Source organism: Bombella intestini, assembly GCF_002003665.1.
In the GTDB taxonomy this organism is placed as follows: domain Bacteria; phylum Pseudomonadota; class Alphaproteobacteria; order Acetobacterales; family Acetobacteraceae; genus Bombella; species Bombella intestini.
Map to the genome: position 1 here is coordinate 1 of NZ_JATM01000001.1, position 16,153 is coordinate 16,153.

Below are 16,153 nucleotides of genomic sequence, written 5' to 3' on the forward strand. Positions count from 1 at the left end.
TGGCGGGGAACGCCCCCGCCGTTCTGGCGGCACTGACCAACCTTGCTACACGACACGAGGCCAGCGTGATCAATCTACGGATCGTAAACCGGCAATTGGACTTTATGGAGATTCTGGTGGACCTTGAGGTTCGTAGCAAGGGACATCTGGCGACTGTTCTGGCGGGTTTCCGTGCCGAGAAGGGCGTGTTGCAGGCTGAGCGGACGAAGGGATGACCTCATGATTCTGGGGATCGGGGTTGATCTTTGCTCCATCGAGCGGATCGAGAGGGCTTTGTCCCGTCATGGTGATGCGTTTCTTGAACGTGTGTTCACGCAGGAGGAGCGGGCTTATGTGCAGAGCCTGCGAGGAGTGGCCCGTGCTGGGGCCTGCGCCAAGCGTTGGGCTGCGAAGGAGGCTTGTGCCAAGGCTTTGGGAACAGGCTTTGCCCAAGGGGTCCAACTTCAGGATATTTCCGTAGGGCGGGATGCGCTGGGTGCGCCCGTACTTAGCCTTTCAGGCGTTGCAGCGGACCTGTTGGAGAAACGCTTGCCAGTAGGGCATGAGGCGGTTCTTCTGCTCAGCATGAGTGACGAGCCACCGATGGCTATGGCGCAGGTACTGATACAGGCTGTTGCTCAATCAGAGTGACAACTTAAAATATCTATAGAATGTGGAATTAACGCATGACCCGGCGGGCTAGGCGGGTTATGGCAAGGGCTGGAGGCGGGGCATGCCTGCCAAAAGGCGCCATAATAGGATGACAGGGACCATGAGCGAAGACAGACAGGCGGAACAGACAGAGCAGCCGGAAAGCCTCTGGGCCTCCGCAAGGCAGATCCTTTTGTGGGTTATTCTGGTTGTTGCCGTGCGCTCATTGCTAGTGGAGCCTTTCAATATTCCGTCTGCCTCTATGATTCCTACCCTTCAGGTTGGGGATTTTGTGGCGGTTTCCAAAATGAGTTACGGCTATTCCCGTTATTCATTTCCGTTCTCGCCGTCATTTATTCCGGGGCGTTTTTTCGCTGCTATGCCGCATCGTGGGGATGTGGCGGTCTTCCGTTTCACTAAGGATACTTCGGTCGATTACATCAAGCGGATTGTTGGTCTGCCGGGTGACCGCATTCGTATGGAACAGGGGCGTCTTTTCATTAATGGTCGGGAAGTGCCACGAAATGATCAGGGGCCTTATAGCGTGGTTGATGAGCGTGGGTATGTGCTGTCTGGCACTCGTTACCGGGAGATGCTGCCCCGGGAGGATGGAAAGACCGTAGCTCATGACATTTTGAAAATGCGGGATGATGATCTCGCCAACAACACGCCTGAATATACCGTGCCAGAGGGTTGTTTGTTCGCTATGGGGGATGACCGGGACGATAGTTCAGATAGTCGCTTCCAAGGGGGGCATGAGAGCGGAGCTTGTGCCGTTCCAGCAGGGAATGATTATCTGACGGATAGCGGAGGGCATGATCTGGGGTTTGTCCCTGTGAATAACTTAGTAGGACGGGCTAAGATCATCCTGTTTTCTGTTGATATGCGCCATCCAGCTTGGCAGTTCTGGTACTGGCCAATGGAAATACGCTGGGGCCGTTTTCTGCATGGTGTTGATTGATGATGACGCGTGATGAAGCCGTTCGCCATGTTGAGGCGAAGCTGGAACACCATTTTTCCGACCCAGCCCTTTTGCACGAAGCCCTGACACATCGCTCTGCAGTGCCTAGGCGGCAGGGGCGCAGTCGGGGGAACCAGAGGGGGCGTCAGGGCGCAAAAACCCCACGGGGGCAGGGCTCGAATGAACGTTTGGAGTTCGTGGGCGACCGGGTGCTTGGCCTGCTGATGGCTGAATGGCTCTTTGAGCGTTACCCGGAGGAGCAGGAAGGTGCCTTGGGGGCACGTCATGCTCATCTGGTATCTCGTCCAGTTTTGGCCCGCATTGCAGAAGGGATCGGGCTATCCGGGGCGATACAGATTGCCCAGCATGAGGAAAGTGCAGGCATACGCGTTCTGGCAAGTGTCATGGCGGATGCGATGGAGGCCCTGTTGGGAGCACTCTACCTAGATGCAGGGTTGGACCCAGCCCGCCATGTGGTACGCCGTTTCTGGGATCGTGACATCGAAAGAAGTGGCCAGCCCCATAAGGAACCGAAGACATTGCTTCAGGAGTTTCTTTTGGGGCGGGGCGAGGCGTTGCCTCATTATGAGCTGACCTCTGCTGAAGGGCCTTCCCATGCGCCGGTTTTCTGCGTGGAAGTGCGAGCTTTAGGGAAGACGGGGCTTGGGCGTGCTGGCAGCAAGAGGCTGGCGGAAAGTGCAGCCGCAACGGATTTATTAAAGAAGATAGGGCAGGAGGCAGAACGTGCCTGAAGAGATCACCTCTCCAATGGAGAGCATGGCAGTGGGCCAGACACGTTGCGGCTTTGTCGCTCTTGTTGGGGCTCCTAATGCGGGTAAATCTACCTTGCTGAACCGCATGGCCGGAGCCAAACTTTCCATTGTTAGCCCTAAGGCGCAGACAACACGGTTCCGCACGCTTGGCATTGTTATGCAGGGCGCAGCGCAGCTCATCTTCGTGGACCTGCCGGGTATTTTTAAGCCTCGCCGGAGGCTGGATCAGGCGATGGTCAATGCCGCTTGGAGCGGCTCGCAAGATGCTGATTTGACACTTCTGCTGATCGATAGTCGTATTGGTCTGACGGATGAAATCAAAGACATCATCGCAAAGCTGAAGGATAGCAAGCGTCCTGTTTGGCTTGTGCTGAACAAGACAGACCTCATTCAGCGTGACCAGCTTCTACCTCTGACGAAAGCCATCACCGACCTTCTACCTGTAGAAGAGGTTTATATGGTGAGCGCTCGGTCTGGTGAAGGTGTGGATGGCCTGCTGGCAGGGCTGGCTAAGGCCGTGCCCGCTGGGCCTTATCACTACCCAGAAGATGACCTGACAGACCTGCCAGACCGTCTTCTGGCTGCGGAAATTGTACGGGAACAGGTTTTTCTTCAGACGCATGAGGAAATTCCCTATCACGCCACGGTGGAGACCGAATCCTTTAAGACACGCAAGGATGGGTCCATCCGCATTGATGTGACGATTTATGTCTCACGGGCGGGGCATAAGGCTATTCTCATCGGGGAGCGTGGGCAGCGCATCCGGGAGATCGGAATGAGAGCGCGTAAGCAGCTAGAAGGGCTTCTGGATGCCCCTTGCCACCTTTTCATCAATGTGAAGGAGAGGGCTGCGTGGGATAAGGAGACGGCCCGTTTGCGGGCTCTTGGCCTTGCAGATTATGGCTAAGCCGTACGAGTTTCGCTTGTTCATGCGGGGATGGCTCTGTATGAGGGAGCAGACAGATTTCAGGACATTATCAACCAGAGAGCCGGTACGACCATGAGCACCGCCCCACAAGCGCCGAATTTCCCTTATAAACGGGTCCTTCTCAAAGTGTCTGGCGAGGCACTGATGGGTAAGGGAGCCGCCGGTGTGGACCCGGAAATGGTGGATATGGTGGCCGCTGATATTGCAGATGTCGCCGCTATGGGCGGGCAAGTCTGCCTCGTCGTGGGCGGAGGGAATATCTTCCGTGGTCTGGCCGCCGCCGCCAAAGGGATGGACCGGGTGCAGGGTGATTATGCCGGGATGCTGGCAACGGTCATCAATGCGTTGATGCTTCAGAACGCACTGGAGAAGCGCAATGTCGAGACCCGTGTGATGACGGCCATCCATATGGCTTCCATTGCCGAGCCTTATATCCGCCGCCGTGCCGTCCGGCATATGGAAAAAGGCCGTGTGGTCATCTTTGCCGCAGGTACGGGCAACCCCTTCTTCACTACCGATACAGCTGCTGCTCTGCGTGCGAACGAGATGGAGTGCGATGCGCTCTTCAAGGGGACTCAGGTTGATGGTGTCTATTCTGAAGACCCCCGTGTGAACCCCAATGCCGAGCGGTACGAGCAGCTGACTTACATGGATGCTTTGGCCCGTAACCTGAAGGTTATGGACGCAGCCGCCATCAGTCTCGCCCGGGAAAATGCCCTGCCGATCATCGTGTTCAACATGCATGCACCGGGTGCATTTGCAGCGGCGATGAAGGGTGAGGGACGTTTCACCCGGATCATTGAGGACTGAGGACCACCAGATTATCATGTCAGCCTGCTCAGGCTGATGAGCGGAACCGATTATTGAGGAAGTGATTTGCCATGAGCATAGAACTGAACGACCTGCTTGATGACCTCAAACGCCGTATGGAGGGCGCACTGGAGAGCCTGCGCCGTGACCTGTCCGGCCTGCGCTCTGGTCGTGCCAGCCCGAACCTGCTGGAGCCGGTGCGTGTGGAGGCTTATGGCTCCGTAGTGCCGCTGTCTCAGGTTGGTTCTGTTGCCGTGCCGGAAGCGCGCATGCTGACAGTGTCCGTTTGGGATGCCAGCGTTGTCTCCTCCGTGGAGAAGGCTATCCGTGATAGTGGACTGGGCCTTAACCCGGCAGCCGAGGGACAGACCATCCGTGTGCCCATTCCGCAGTTAACAGAAGAACGCCGTAACGAGATGGCCAAGGCAGCAGCTCGTTATGCTGAGGGCGGCCGTGTGGCCGTGCGTGGTGTCCGCCGGGATGGTATGGATAAGACCAAGGCTCTGGAAAAGAACGGCGACATTAGCCAGGATGACATGAAAGTCTGGACGGCCGCCATTCAAAAGCTGACGGATGATTATATCGCCCGTGTCGATGGTCTGCTGGCTGATAAAGAGCGGGACATCAAACAGGTCTGATCGTCAGAACATTGTCGGACACTCACCCTTCCTCCTATCCGGCTGGCGCACTTCCACGCCATGTTGCCGTCATCATGGATGGTAATGGGCGCTGGGCTAGAGCCCGTGGTGTGCCAGTTGCCCATGGCCATCGTGAAGGTGGCGAGGCCGTACAGCGTTGCGTTCGTGCGGCGATGGAGCATGGGGTGCCTTATTTGACGCTCTATGCTTTCTCATCGGAGAACTGGCGCCGGTCTGGTGAGGAAATTAGTGAACTGACGGGGCTGATGCGGTTTTATCTGCGGCACCGTTTCAGGGAGCTGGATGAGCAGGGCGTTCAATTGCGCATCATTGGTGATCCTCAACGTTTTGGGGAAAATTTTTGTCAAGAATTGCGCCGGGCGGAGGAGAAGACACGCCATAACACGCGTCTGACCCTCTCCCTTGCTCTTTCCTATGGTAGCCGTGCCGAGATTGCCGGGGCGGCTCGTCATCTGGCCGAACAGGTGCGGGCGGGGACGCTGGACCCGGGGGCTATTAATGAGACCCTGTTTGCTGGTGCTCTTCAGACTCATGATGTGCCCGACCCCGATCTCGTGATGCGGACAAGCGGGGAGAGCCGTCTTTCCAATTTTTTGCTCTGGCAGTCTGCCTATGCCGAGCTTCTGTTTCTTGATGTGCTGTGGCCGGATTTCGGTGAAAAAGATTTTGCCGAGGCCATGAAGCGTTACATGCGCCGCCAGCGGCGTTTTGGTGGGCGGCCAGAATGACAGAGTTGCAGAAACGTATCCTTTCCAGTCTGGTCATTGTTCCGGTGGTCGTGCTGTGCCTGTGGTGTGGCGGTTGGGCCTACCGGGTACTTGTTCTGCTTGTTATGGTCGGAATCGTCTGGGAAGGGGAGACACTGCTAGGTCAGCCGGTGAAGAGCCTTCGGGGTGTTCTCCTTCTGCTCTGGCCTTTCTGTGGAGGACTGATTGCCATCAAAGGGCAATGGTTCGCTGCTTTGTATCTTTTGGCGTCCAGTGTCCTATTTGGTAGGCGGGCTTGCGGTCCTATTCTTGTAGCCATGTTGGGCGGTTTCTCCCTGCTTTGGCTACGAGGACGGCCAGAAGGACTTTATGAGACCTTCTTTGTCATTTTCGCTGTCATCGCCAGTGACAGTTGTGCTTATGCGACAGGGCGTCTTATCGGGGGGGCTAAATTGGCACCGGCCATTTCTCCGGGCAAGACCATTTCCGGCTCTCTCGGGGGGATCGTAGGGGCGGTCATTCTTGGCGGGGTAGTCGGATATTGGTCTGGGCAGGGCTGGTCAATGTCTGCGTGTCTGACGGGCGGGATTATTGCCGTGGCAGCGCAGGCGGGTGATTTGATGGAAAGTGCCTTCAAACGGTGGTTAGGCGTCAAGGATTCCGGGCGGCTTATTCCCGGTCATGGAGGGCTGCTGGATAGGCTGGATGCCCTCCTACTGGCTGCGCCTGTGGCCGCTATTCTGGCCCTGCTGGCTGGAGAAGGGCCGTTCTGGCAGCTCTTCCGCTAAGTGTTATTCTGGAGCAGCAGTCTCTGCTATAGGTCTGTCATACGGCAGCTCTGCCATTATGTATCATGTTGAAATCATCAAGGGAGAGGTATTCCATGGGGGGAGGTTCTGGGCGTCGGCGCATCAGTGTACTCGGCAGTACGGGTAGTATCGGGGTTTCGACAGTCGATCTTCTGAAGCAGCAGGCAGACTCCATCCAGGTGCGTGCCCTTGTGGGCGGGAAGAATGCCGCCCTTCTGGCCGAACAGGCCAAGGCGCTGAAAGCTGAACTGGCTGTCCTGAATGATGAACAACATTATGACGAGCTGAAAGAGCGTCTTGCTGGCACCGATGTGAAGGTTGCGGCTGGTCGGCAGGCCGTTATCGAGGCTGGTGCGTTGGAAGCTGACTGGACGATGGCAGCCATTACCGGGGCGGCCGGTCTAGCGCCAACTTTGGAGGCCGTACGCAACGGTCATCAGGTGGCTCTGGCTAACAAGGAAGCCCTCGTTTGTGCTGGTAATGTCATGCTGGACGCTGTGCGCCATGCCGGTGCCGAGTTGTTGCCCGTGGATTCCGAGCATAATGCCATTGTGCAATCACTTGGCGGGGCGGATATGTCCCTTGTCGAGAAGATTGTGCTGACAGCTTCTGGCGGTCCGTTCCGTTGCTCCACCAAGGAGGAAATGGCCAAGGCGACCCCTGAGCAGGCTTTGAAGCATCCCACATGGTCCATGGGGGCTAAGATCACGATTGATTCCGCTTCCATGGCGAATAAGGGGCTGGAAGTGATCGAGGCTGCCCGCTTGTTCGATCTGCCAGAGCATCAGATTGACGTGCTGGTGCATCCGCAGTCCGTTGTGCATGGCATGGTATGCTTCCGTGATGGTAGTTTCGTGGCTCAGATGGGAACGGCAGATATGCGGATTCCTATTGCCCACACACTGGCCTCTCCAACCCGGATGCAGACGAAGTGTGAGCGCCTGGATTTCGTAAAGCTGGGGCAGATGAATTTTGAAGCAGTAGACGAGGAACGCTTCATTCCGTTGCGTCTGGCTCGTCAGGTTCTGCGGGCTGGAGGTGTGGCTCCGACTGTCTTCTCCGCCGCCAATGAGATTGCCGTGGAAGCCTTCCTCGCCGGGAAAATCCGCTTCCTTGGTATTGGTGAGCTGATTGATGCCAGCCTTCAGGCCATGCCGGAAAACCCCGTGCCGACCTCGCTAGAGGACGTTTATCATTGGGATGAAATGGGCCGTGAACTAGCCCGGGCACAGATAAAGCGGATGGCGGCCCATGCATAGTCTTCAGAGCATCATTGCCGGTCTGGTCGTTTTCGGGATCGTTGTCTTCATTCACGAGCTGGGCCATTATCTGGCCGCACGGTGGCGTGGCGTGCAGGTGACTGTTTTTTCCATCGGGTTCGGCCCCGCCCTGACATCATGGAAGGACCGGGTGGGAACACGCTGGCAGATTAGCCTTCTACCGCTTGGGGGCTATGTAAAGCTGCACGGTTTTGAGAACCGGCCCGATGCCCCACGGGAGGAAGGTGACGAGAATGCCTTCAATCGGAAATCTGTTCTGTCACGGGCTATCGTGACGGTTGCGGGGCCGGTCTTCAATTTCCTTCTGACAATTCTTCTTTTTGTGATCCTGCTTTCCTGTTTTGGTAAGCCGGAGGCACGGCCCGATATCGGCACGCTGGCACCCGATGGTGCCGCCATGAAAGCCGGATTGCAGGTTGGTGATGAGATCCAGCGTCTGAACGGGCATCATATTCTTAGCATCGGCGATATTCAGGCACAGGTTGCTGCTCATCCCGGTGAGGTTATGAAGGTCGGCTTCTTGCGGAAGGGACAGACTGAAGAACTGCCTGTCACGCTTGATCGCATCCAGCAAAACGGCCATGATGTAGGCCGTCTGGGTGTTGGGTTTGCGGTAAGTCATAGTGCGCCATTGCCGGTTTATAAGGCGGTGCCGGCAGCCATCGGCCAGACATGGGATATGTGTGGCAATATGCTGGAAGGCATCTGGCAGATCATCAGTGGTCAGAGAAGCGCCCAGCAGCTTTCTGGGACCATTGGCATTATTCATATGTCTGGTCAGGCCGTGGATTATGGCATTGCCAGTGCGATAGGCTTTATCGCTCTGCTCTCTCTGAATCTTGGACTGCTGAATCTTTTCCCTGTCCCTATGCTGGATGGTGGGCATTTGCTTTTTTATGCCTTTGAGGCCGTGTTGGGGCGTCCATTATCGGAGCGAACACAGGGGTACGCTCTGCAGTTTGGTCTGCTGCTTGTGGCCGCACTTTTCATTTTCTCAACAGTGAATGATCTCAGAGGGTTGGGAGTTTTTCACTGGTTGTTTGCTCATGGGGGTTGATCTTTCCCCCTGCAATGATGGAAAAGACCATCTAGGGTAGAGTATATAACTGAAACAGGCAGCTCCCTTCATCACGATGGTGTAGGGGAGTCCGCTTGGTGCGGTTGTGCGTATGGGACTGTCTGGACGTTCTGCATCAGGGTGTTGGTGGGATGGCCGTTCGTAGAAATTTGGGACGAGGAATACCGGTTTTGTCAGGATTGCGTACGAAAAGGTTCCGGCCAATGGCCGTTCGACTGGCTCTGCTGGCTTCTGTCTGTACGGCACCGGCCTTGCTTTGTGCTGCAGAGGCAGCTCCGCAGCAGGGGCGTGGTACTCATCATGACCGGCGGTCAGCAGGTGACGGCTATGTGCCTGCAGGCAGCATGATCCAGGCTATCGAAGTCCACGGTAATACTCGGATCGAGACCAGCACTGTTCTCTCCTATATGGTCGTGCAGCCGGGTGATAGCTTTGACCGTGACGCTCTGAACCGCTCGCTGAAGACGCTTTACGCTACCGGCCTGTTCCGGGATGTGACGCTGAAGCGTCAGGGCAGCACCCTTGTTGTAGACCTGACAGAAAACCCAGTGGTGAACCGTATCGTCTTTGAGGGAAACCACGCCCTCAAGGATAAGGACCTGATGAAAGAAATCAGCATGCGGACCCGTGCCGTATTTTCGGCGCAGACCGTGGCTGTAGATCGTCAGAAGATTCTGAATATGTATGCAGCCCGTGCCCGTTATGGGGCTACGGTGGTGCCGCAGGTCATTCGTCTTTCCCATAACCGTGTTGATGTGATCTTCAACATCAATGAATCGCAACAGACACTGGTTCGTAAAATTGCCTTTGTTGGTAATGAAAGCTTCAGCGAAGCGGCTTTGTCCCATGTTGTATCGTCCAAGGAACATGCCTGGTACCGCTTCTTTTCTTCCTCGGATGAATATAACCCAGAGCGCATCCGTTACGATGCCGAGTTGCTGAGACGTTTCTACCTGCATAGCGGTTTTGTGGACTTCCACATGATCGATGCGACTGGTGAGCTGTCTCCGGATCATAAGAGTTTCTACGTCACCTATACCCTCCATGAGGGGCCACGGTACCGCTTGGGCAAGATTGGTGTGCGCTCCAATGTTCATCATGTCACGGCGGACACGATGAAGAATCATATCGAGGTCTATAAGAACCAGTATTACGATGGCACTGCGGTGCAGGATAATGCAACGGATATGCAGGAGTGGCTTCAGGCTAACGGTCATCCCTTTGCGATGGTCCGGCCTGAAATTGCCCGTAATCCGGAAAAGAAGGTCGTTGACCTGCTGTTCGATATTGTCGAAGGGCCCCATGCCTATGTGGAGCGCATCGACATTAACGGTAATACGGTGACACGGGATCATGTGATCCGCCGTAACCTGCCCATGGTCGAAGGCGATGCTTATACGCCGTTTAACCGCAAATATTCCAAGCTGGCTCTTCAGGATATGGGGTATTTCAGCAGTACCAATGTGGAACAGTCCCAGGGGTCTGCACCAGATAAGGTCAACGTTAGTGCTAACGTTGTGGAGAAACCGACCGGTGAGTTCTCCCTGGGTGGTGGTTACTCGACGGATGCCGGTATCATGGGGAATGTCGGTCTGAAGCAGCATAACCTGCTGGGGACTGGGATTGATGCCGGGTTCTCCGGTACGGTCGCTTATTATGAAAAGCAGGCTGACCTGTCTGTGACGGACCCGTACTTCCTCGGGCGTAACTTTGTTGCTGGCTTCGACCTTTATACGATTCAGAACAATTACCAGACCTATCAGAGCTATAACGAGGGGCAGTACGGTGCGTCTGTTCGTCTTGGTTATGCCTATAACCGGTACCTGTCCCAGTCTTGGACCTATACCGTTGTAGACCGTCATGTCGGTAATGGTGTGCCTAATTCGCAGTATCCGGGTTGGGAAGATGATACGCCATCTGTCTATGTGCGTGATGCGGCTGGCTGGTCTCTCCTGTCACAGATCGGGACGAACATTACCTACGATCGCCGTGATAACCGCATGAATCCCCGGTCGGGCTATGTTCTCAGTGCTGGTGGTGATTTTGCTGGTCTCGGTGGTAATGAGAAATATTATCGTGTCAAAGCCAATGGTAGCTACTATCTGCCGTTGGATGATCTGACAGGCAGCCATAGCTGGGGTTTCCAGTTCAAAGGCGGTGTCGGCTATATGCACGACTGGAGTTCCAGCGGCGATCGCAACATCGTTGATAACTTCTATCTCGGTGGGCAGAACCTGCGAGGCTTCCTGCAGGGTGGTGTCGGACCACGAAGCAGCCATTACAAGGGGGCTTGTCATAGTGGGGCTGCTAACACCCCATTGGGGCAGGCGCGTAATGGCTATTGCCCAGGTGCCGGACAGGAAGACCTGTTGGGTGGTACCTTCATGTATACGGCGTCTATCCAGTTGAATTTCCCGCTTCCGATGGGTGATAGTCTGGGCATTTCAGGTCGTGGCTTTATTGATGCCGGTAGTCTGTCTGGTAAGCGTGTGAAGGACCGGAACCATTATCGGAACTGGAACGACCCGTACTATACGCCGATTGGGGGTAGTACTATGACCCCCCGTGTTTCCGGTGGTCTTGGTATCTCCTGGAAGAGTCCCTTCGGCCTTGTCAATATCGATGGTGCTGTTCCGATTCATCGTGAGCATGGGGACAGGCTGTACCCGGTCCGCTTCGGCTTTGGGCAGCAGTTCTAAGCAAGATACAGGCCGACATGCTCTGTTCCTTTTCGGGAGTGGCATGGCGGCCTGAAGTGTTCTGATTTTACAAAGAGGTTTTCATGTCACGCTTAACACTGCCTTTGACCTTGATGACCGTAACGGCCCTGACGTTTATGCCAGTCAGACAGTCTATTGCTGCTGATGCTAGTGAGGGTAACGGGGCATGGTTCGTGCCGAAAACTGCCCAGCCATCAGCTCCGGCTGCGGCGCACCATCATGCTGCACCGGCTCCGGCTGCCGTGCCGGATACGACTGGTATGGATGAAGCTGATGATGCTGGGGCGCAGGAAGGGGAAGGGCAGCAGGCTGCACCGATACTTCCTTTGCCGCCGGTGCCAGCGTCACCGGCTGTGCCAAAGGAAGATGCTCCGCCGCCGGTGACGGTCGGGCTGATTAGCGTGCAGGGTGTGATGCAGCTCTCCACTGCAGCGCAGGAAATGCAGCAGGTGCTGGGTGAGCGCCGTGATCGTCTCGCCCGTGCTGTGCAGAAGGAAGAAGGTGACTGGCGGGAAGAGCAGCAGAAACTGCAAGTTCAGGCCCGCACTTTGACGTCTGATCAGCTTCAGCTGCGTGTCCGTCATTTGCAGGAACGTCGTGCCAAAGATCAGCGTGATTTCAGCAATAAGGCTCGTATCATTCAGGAGGCCTATCAGGTGGCTTTCCATCAGATCGAGCGTGTGCTGGAACAGCGTGATGGAATCATCGCCAAGGTGGCAGCAGCTCATGGCATGAACCTTGTACTGCATGCCGAGCAGGCTGTGCTGCATGTTGATGGTCAGGACATCACTGAGGAGGTGGCAGATCGCCTTAACAAGGTTCTGCCGCATGTCTTCATTCCCGGCGATGGGGTAGACCCAGAGGTTTTGGCAAAGTCTGGCAAGATGCCGACTACGGCAGATGAAGAGAGGCTGATGAATCAGGCAGCTCAGCAGCAGCCTGCCGAGGCCCCGGCCAAGGGTTCGATTCTGCGCCGCCAGCAGTAAGGGGAGTGACGATGGCAGCGGACCAGCTTCCGGGCGATTCTCGTTTTTTCAGGCGTTCCGGCCCTTTTACGCTGGAACGAATTCTTGAGGCAACGGGAGCAGAGGCCCCGGGAGAGGTGGTGCTGGGGACGTCTTTCGCAGGTGTTGCTCCGCTCCATGCAGCCGGTCCGCAGCATGTCTCCTTTCTGGATAATCGCCGTTATCTACCTCTTCTGAAGGAAACAAAGGCGGGAGCTGTCGTACTTGGCCCTGCTTTTGCTGATAAAGTGCCGGAGGGCTGCACGGCACTGGTTAGCCGTGAGCCGTATCTGGCGTGGTCTCGAGTAGCCCGTCTTTTTCATCCTCTGCCACCTGCACAGGCAAAACAGCATCCGACAGCTTTTATTGGTGAGAATGTTGTTATTGGTGAACAGGTCGAGATAGGGCCCTTTGCCGTTATTGGCGATGGGGTGCAGATTGGTAATGGCTGCGTCATTGGTGCCCATGCGACGTTGGGAGACCATGTTGTTCTAGGTGATGGTTGCCGGATCGGAGCGCATGTCACCCTGAGTCATGCCTTGTTGGGGGAGCGGGTCATTCTGTATCCCGGTGCTCGAATTGGGCAGGATGGTTTCGGCTTTGCTGTAGGGCCGGATGGGTTTGAGTCCGTACCGCAGCTTGGCCGTGTCATTCTTGAGGATGGGGTGGAGATCGGTGCTAACTCAACGGTGGACCGAGGCTCCATGAGAGATACGGTTATCGGGGCGGGGACCCGGATCGATAATCTTGTCCAAATCGGTCATAACGCCCGTTTGGGGCGTTGCTGCATTGTGGTGTCGCAGGCTGGTGTTTCGGGCTCTACCGAGATTGAAGATTTCGTGACGATTGCCGCCCAGGCTGGCCTGATCGGTCACATCCATATCGGTCGCAAGGCCCGCATAGGGGCGCAGTGCGGTGTGATGAATGATGTGGAGGCAGGGGCGGATGTCATTGGCAGCCCAGCCATGCCGTTTCGTGAGTTCTTCCGAAATGTGGCAACTTTACGGAAGCTTTCACGCAAGTAAGATGAACCGATTGGTATTTCGGGATGTTTTTTGGTAAAAGATGCGGACATTGACCGCCTTTCCCTTTCTAGGAGAGGCGGACGGTTGCATTTTGTCAAAGAAAGCCGGGAGATGAGATAAGTGGGTGATGCTGCTGGGCAGACACATCAGGTGCCTGAGAGCGTAGATGTGATGCAGATTATGAAGGCGATTCCTCATCGCTATCCTTTCCTTCTGCTCGATCGGATGGAAGAGATCAAGGCGGCGGAATCTGCCGTTGGCATCAAAAACGTGACGGTTAATGAACCGTTCTTCCAAGGGCATTTCCCGGCACGTCCTGTCATGCCGGGTGTGCTGATTGTGGAAGCCATGGCGCAGACGGCTGCTACGCTTGTCGTGCTGACGCTGGGTGAAGCCTTTGAAGGGAAGCTGGTCTACTTCATGACGGTGGAGAACGCCAAATTCCGCCGTCCGGTTGGGCCGGGGGATCAGCTGCGCATTCATGTCAGCAAGGAGCGCGCCCGTGGAACAGTGTGGCGGTTCCGTGGTGTTGCCAAGGTAGAGGGTGTCACCGTTGCGGAAGCGTCCTTTAGTGCCATGATCGTGGACTGATCCTGATGCCAGAACCGGGACAGGCCCCCGACAGAACCGGGATCCATCCAACGGCCCTTGTGGACCCACGGGCGTCTCTTGGTCAGGGAGTGCGGATTGGTCCTTGGTGTATTGTCGGCCCAGATGTTCAGCTGGGTGATAATGTTCGCCTGCATGCGTCCGTTATGGTGGAGGGGCATACAGTGTTGGAGGATGGGGTGGAGGTCTACCCCTTTTCCACCGTGGGATACCCCCCGCAGGACCTGAAATACGCTGACGAGCCGACCCGTTGCTACATCGGTGCTGGAACGGTGGTACGGGAAAATGTGACCATCCATCGGGGGACGGCACAGGGGACGGGTGAAACCCGCATCGGCCGGAACTGTTTACTCATGGCTAACGCCCATATTGCGCATGATTGCGTACTGGGTGATGGTGTGATCATCGTTAATAACGTGGTCATGGGGGGGCATGTCATTATTGGTGATTATGCCCGGATTATGGGTTCAGCTGCTTTGCATCAGTTTGTCCGCATTGGGCATGGTGCTGTGGTTGGCGGGCTGTGCGGGGTGGAGATGGATGTCATCCCCTATGGCAGTGTTCTGGGCAATCGGGCCAGATTGGTCGGGTTGAATTGGATTGGTCTTAAGCGCTCCGGTGTGGAGGCCAGCGAGATACAGCAGATGCGTCTGGCATTTCGGGAGCTTTACCCCCGTTCTGGTCGTGGTGATGCCCTTTTGGGTGAACGCATGGATAAGGTGCGTCAGCGTTACGGCCATATCGGACGAGTGGTCGAGATGCTGCGTTTTATGGAGGCACCCAGCCGAAGGGGGCTTACACGGCCGGGGCAGGGTGGCCCCGAGAAGGACGTAGAAGGGTGAGCCAGCCCGCTCGGGTTGGGATTCTGGCCGGTGGTGGCCCGCTCCCGGCTCAGGTGGCAGAAGCCCTTAGGCGCAAAGGGCAAGAGCCTTTCCTTATAGGGTTCGAGGGGTTTGCAGATGAATCCCTCTTGGCCCCTTATCCTCATGAAATAATCCGTCTTGCAGCAGCGGGGACTATTCTTCAGGCTCTGCGTCGGCATGGCTGTGCTGAGCTTGTATTGATAGGCCCCGTCAAGAGACCTTCATGGCGGTCTTTGAGGCCGGATACAGAAGGCGTGCGTCTGCTTGCCAAGTTGGGGCGGGCCTTGTTTGCTGGAGATGATGGCCTTCTGGCAGCGATTGTTAGGCTTCTGGAAGAAGAAGGTTTCCGTGTGCGGGGCGCCCATGAGTTTCTTGATACAACAAGTAATAGATGCGGCCCTTGGGGGCGGGTCAAACCCGATCGTCAGGCGATGGCCGATATTCGGCAGGCAGTGCATATATTGTCCGTTATGGGGCCGCTGGACATAGGGCAGGGCTGTGTCGTGCAAAAGGGGCTAACACTGGCTGTTGAGGCTCTGGAGGGAACAGACGCCATGCTGCTGCGCTGTGGGAGTGTAAGGCAGGAAGGGGCTGGGGGCGTTCTGGTTAAGATGCCTAAGACTGGGCAGGAGCTGCGAGCGGATATGCCCGCTATCGGGCCAGAAACTATCAGAAAGGCGGCAGAGGCAGGATTGCGGGGGGTGGCGTTCCCCTCACGGCTTACCTTGGTGATGGGGGTGGATCACTGTATAAAGGAGGCGGATCGTCTGGGACTGTTCCTTTATGGGTTAGGCTCGGACTCCATTTCTGAATAAAAGGACGTAAGATATATGAGCATTTATCTTCATACGATGGTCCGTGTACGAGACCTTGATCGCAGTCTGGCATTTTATCATCTTTTGGGTATGCGTGAACTTCGCCGTCTGGAAGTTCCGGAAGGACGTTTTACGTTGGTTTATATCGGCTACGAGGGCAATGCCCGTGGTGAGGCTGAAATCGAACTGACCTACAATTGGGATCAGGCCGAGGATTATACGCATGGCACGGGTTTCGGGCATTTTGCCGTTGGTGTGCGTGACGTTGCTGCCGCTGTAGATGTCGTCCGCCAAGGGGGCGGGCGTGTTACTCGTGAGGCAGGGCCAATGGGCAATACGGGTATTGTCATTGCCTTCGTGCAGGACCCTGATGGATACAAGATCGAGTTGATCGAAAAGAAGGACGCCTGAGCCTGAAAGTCGGGTATGGCTCCGCAGTCTGTGCGCTTCGCATGGAATTGCAGGATTGACAGGGCAGGGCC

General features: G+C 56.0%; 18 protein-coding genes. All 18 read left to right on the top strand.

All coding sequences use genetic code 11. From position 1 onward, the window contains the following. Window positions 1-215 (top strand): ACT domain-containing protein (locus AL01_RS00005; protein WP_143280621.1); only part of this gene is annotated, 215 nt, incomplete at its 5' end. Window positions 216-219: 4 nt separating this feature from the next. Beyond that, window positions 220-630 carry a holo-ACP synthase gene (gene acpS, locus AL01_RS00010; RefSeq protein ID WP_077395251.1) on the top strand — a complete coding sequence of 137 codons (411 nt, stop codon included), beginning with the start codon at window positions 220-222 and terminating at the stop codon, window positions 628-630. An 82-nt stretch (window positions 631-712) separates the two neighbouring features. Continuing rightward, entirely contained in the window at window positions 713-1,591 is an 879-nt protein-coding gene (lepB, locus tag AL01_RS00015) for a signal peptidase I (protein WP_408735423.1), read from the top strand. Further along, on the top strand, window positions 1,591-2,343 hold the full coding sequence (gene rnc / locus AL01_RS00020) for a ribonuclease III (protein ID WP_143280622.1): 753 nt from the start codon (window positions 1,591-1,593) through the stop codon (window positions 2,341-2,343). Before lepB ends, rnc begins: the two co-directional genes overlap by 1 nt. 25 nt (window positions 2,344-2,368) lie before the next feature. Further along, a complete protein-coding gene (era, locus tag AL01_RS00025) occupies window positions 2,369-3,271 on the top strand; it encodes a GTPase Era (protein WP_077395804.1) in 903 nt (300 codons plus the stop codon). Window positions 3,272-3,364: 93 nt separating this feature from the next. Continuing rightward, window positions 3,365-4,102 carry a UMP kinase gene (gene pyrH, locus AL01_RS00030; RefSeq protein WP_077395807.1) on the top strand — a complete coding sequence of 246 codons (738 nt, stop codon included), beginning with the start codon at window positions 3,365-3,367 and terminating at the stop codon, window positions 4,100-4,102. A 71-nt stretch (window positions 4,103-4,173) separates the two neighbouring features. Beyond that, entirely contained in the window at window positions 4,174-4,740 is a 567-nt protein-coding gene (gene frr, locus AL01_RS00035; RefSeq protein ID WP_077395253.1) for a ribosome recycling factor, read from the top strand. 11 nt (window positions 4,741-4,751) lie between these two features. Next, on the top strand, window positions 4,752-5,489 hold the full coding sequence (gene uppS, locus AL01_RS00040; RefSeq protein ID WP_275077760.1) for a polyprenyl diphosphate synthase: 738 nt from the start codon (window positions 4,752-4,754) through the stop codon (window positions 5,487-5,489). Next, on the top strand, window positions 5,486-6,256 hold the full coding sequence (locus AL01_RS00045; protein WP_077395254.1) for a phosphatidate cytidylyltransferase: 771 nt from the start codon (window positions 5,486-5,488) through the stop codon (window positions 6,254-6,256). The genes uppS and AL01_RS00045 overlap by 4 nt, the downstream gene beginning before the upstream one ends. A gap of 95 nt (window positions 6,257-6,351) precedes the next feature. Continuing rightward, window positions 6,352-7,536, top strand: coding sequence for a 1-deoxy-D-xylulose-5-phosphate reductoisomerase (gene dxr, locus AL01_RS00050; RefSeq protein WP_077395255.1), 1,185 nt, complete (start codon window positions 6,352-6,354; stop codon window positions 7,534-7,536). Then, a complete protein-coding gene (gene rseP / locus AL01_RS00055) occupies window positions 7,529-8,614 on the top strand; it encodes an RIP metalloprotease RseP (protein ID WP_077395256.1) in 1,086 nt (361 codons plus the stop codon). Before dxr ends, rseP begins: the two co-directional genes overlap by 8 nt. Before the next feature lie 224 nt (window positions 8,615-8,838). Next, on the top strand, window positions 8,839-11,334 hold the full coding sequence (gene bamA, locus AL01_RS00060) for an outer membrane protein assembly factor BamA (protein WP_077395257.1): 2,496 nt from the start codon (window positions 8,839-8,841) through the stop codon (window positions 11,332-11,334). An 83-nt stretch (window positions 11,335-11,417) separates the two neighbouring features. Further along, complete coding sequence (locus AL01_RS00065; protein ID WP_077395258.1) at window positions 11,418-12,341, top strand: OmpH family outer membrane protein; 924 nt, start codon at window positions 11,418-11,420, stop codon at window positions 12,339-12,341. An 11-nt stretch (window positions 12,342-12,352) separates the two neighbouring features. Beyond that, window positions 12,353-13,384, top strand: a complete 1,032-nt coding sequence (gene lpxD, locus AL01_RS00070; protein ID WP_077395259.1) for a UDP-3-O-(3-hydroxymyristoyl)glucosamine N-acyltransferase — start codon at window positions 12,353-12,355, stop codon at window positions 13,382-13,384. Between the two features lie 171 nt (window positions 13,385-13,555). After that, window positions 13,556-13,975, top strand: a complete 420-nt coding sequence (fabZ, locus tag AL01_RS00075; protein WP_195805412.1) for a 3-hydroxyacyl-ACP dehydratase FabZ — start codon at window positions 13,556-13,558, stop codon at window positions 13,973-13,975. Window positions 13,976-13,980: 5 nt separating this feature from the next. Next, a complete protein-coding gene (lpxA, locus tag AL01_RS00080) occupies window positions 13,981-14,835 on the top strand; it encodes an acyl-ACP--UDP-N-acetylglucosamine O-acyltransferase (protein ID WP_077395261.1) in 855 nt (284 codons plus the stop codon). Next, complete coding sequence (locus AL01_RS00085; protein ID WP_077395262.1) at window positions 14,832-15,671, top strand: LpxI family protein; 840 nt, start codon at window positions 14,832-14,834, stop codon at window positions 15,669-15,671. Before lpxA ends, AL01_RS00085 begins: the two co-directional genes overlap by 4 nt. 15 nt (window positions 15,672-15,686) lie before the next feature. Further along, a complete protein-coding gene (gloA, locus tag AL01_RS00090) occupies window positions 15,687-16,082 on the top strand; it encodes a lactoylglutathione lyase (protein ID WP_077395263.1) in 396 nt (131 codons plus the stop codon). The last annotated feature ends 71 nt before the right edge of the window (window positions 16,083-16,153 follow it).

Excerpts from the sequence above, each read along its gene's own strand:
- era (WP_077395804.1), top strand. The coding sequence starts at position 2,369 with ATGGCAGTGGGCCAGACACGTTGCGGCTTTGTCGCTCTTGTTGGGGCT.
- lepB (WP_408735423.1), top strand. The coding sequence starts at position 713 with ATGCCTGCCAAAAGGCGCCATAATAGGATGACAGGGACCATGAGCGAA.
- rseP (WP_077395256.1), top strand. The coding sequence starts at position 7,529 with ATGCATAGTCTTCAGAGCATCATTGCCGGTCTGGTCGTTTTCGGGATC.
- pyrH (WP_077395807.1), top strand. The coding sequence starts at position 3,365 with ATGAGCACCGCCCCACAAGCGCCGAATTTCCCTTATAAACGGGTCCTT.
- AL01_RS00045 (WP_077395254.1), top strand. The coding sequence starts at position 5,486 with ATGACAGAGTTGCAGAAACGTATCCTTTCCAGTCTGGTCATTGTTCCG.
- fabZ (WP_195805412.1), top strand. The coding sequence starts at position 13,556 with ATGCAGATTATGAAGGCGATTCCTCATCGCTATCCTTTCCTTCTGCTC.
- dxr (WP_077395255.1), top strand. The coding sequence starts at position 6,352 with ATGGGGGGAGGTTCTGGGCGTCGGCGCATCAGTGTACTCGGCAGTACG.
- gloA (WP_077395263.1), top strand. The coding sequence starts at position 15,687 with ATGAGCATTTATCTTCATACGATGGTCCGTGTACGAGACCTTGATCGC.
- lpxD (WP_077395259.1), top strand. The coding sequence starts at position 12,353 with ATGGCAGCGGACCAGCTTCCGGGCGATTCTCGTTTTTTCAGGCGTTCC.
- rnc (WP_143280622.1), top strand. The coding sequence starts at position 1,591 with ATGATGACGCGTGATGAAGCCGTTCGCCATGTTGAGGCGAAGCTGGAA.
- acpS (WP_077395251.1), top strand. The coding sequence starts at position 220 with ATGATTCTGGGGATCGGGGTTGATCTTTGCTCCATCGAGCGGATCGAG.
- frr (WP_077395253.1), top strand. The coding sequence starts at position 4,174 with ATGAGCATAGAACTGAACGACCTGCTTGATGACCTCAAACGCCGTATG.
- bamA (WP_077395257.1), top strand. The coding sequence starts at position 8,839 with ATGGCCGTTCGACTGGCTCTGCTGGCTTCTGTCTGTACGGCACCGGCC.
- AL01_RS00065 (WP_077395258.1), top strand. The coding sequence starts at position 11,418 with ATGTCACGCTTAACACTGCCTTTGACCTTGATGACCGTAACGGCCCTG.
- lpxA (WP_077395261.1), top strand. The coding sequence starts at position 13,981 with ATGCCAGAACCGGGACAGGCCCCCGACAGAACCGGGATCCATCCAACG.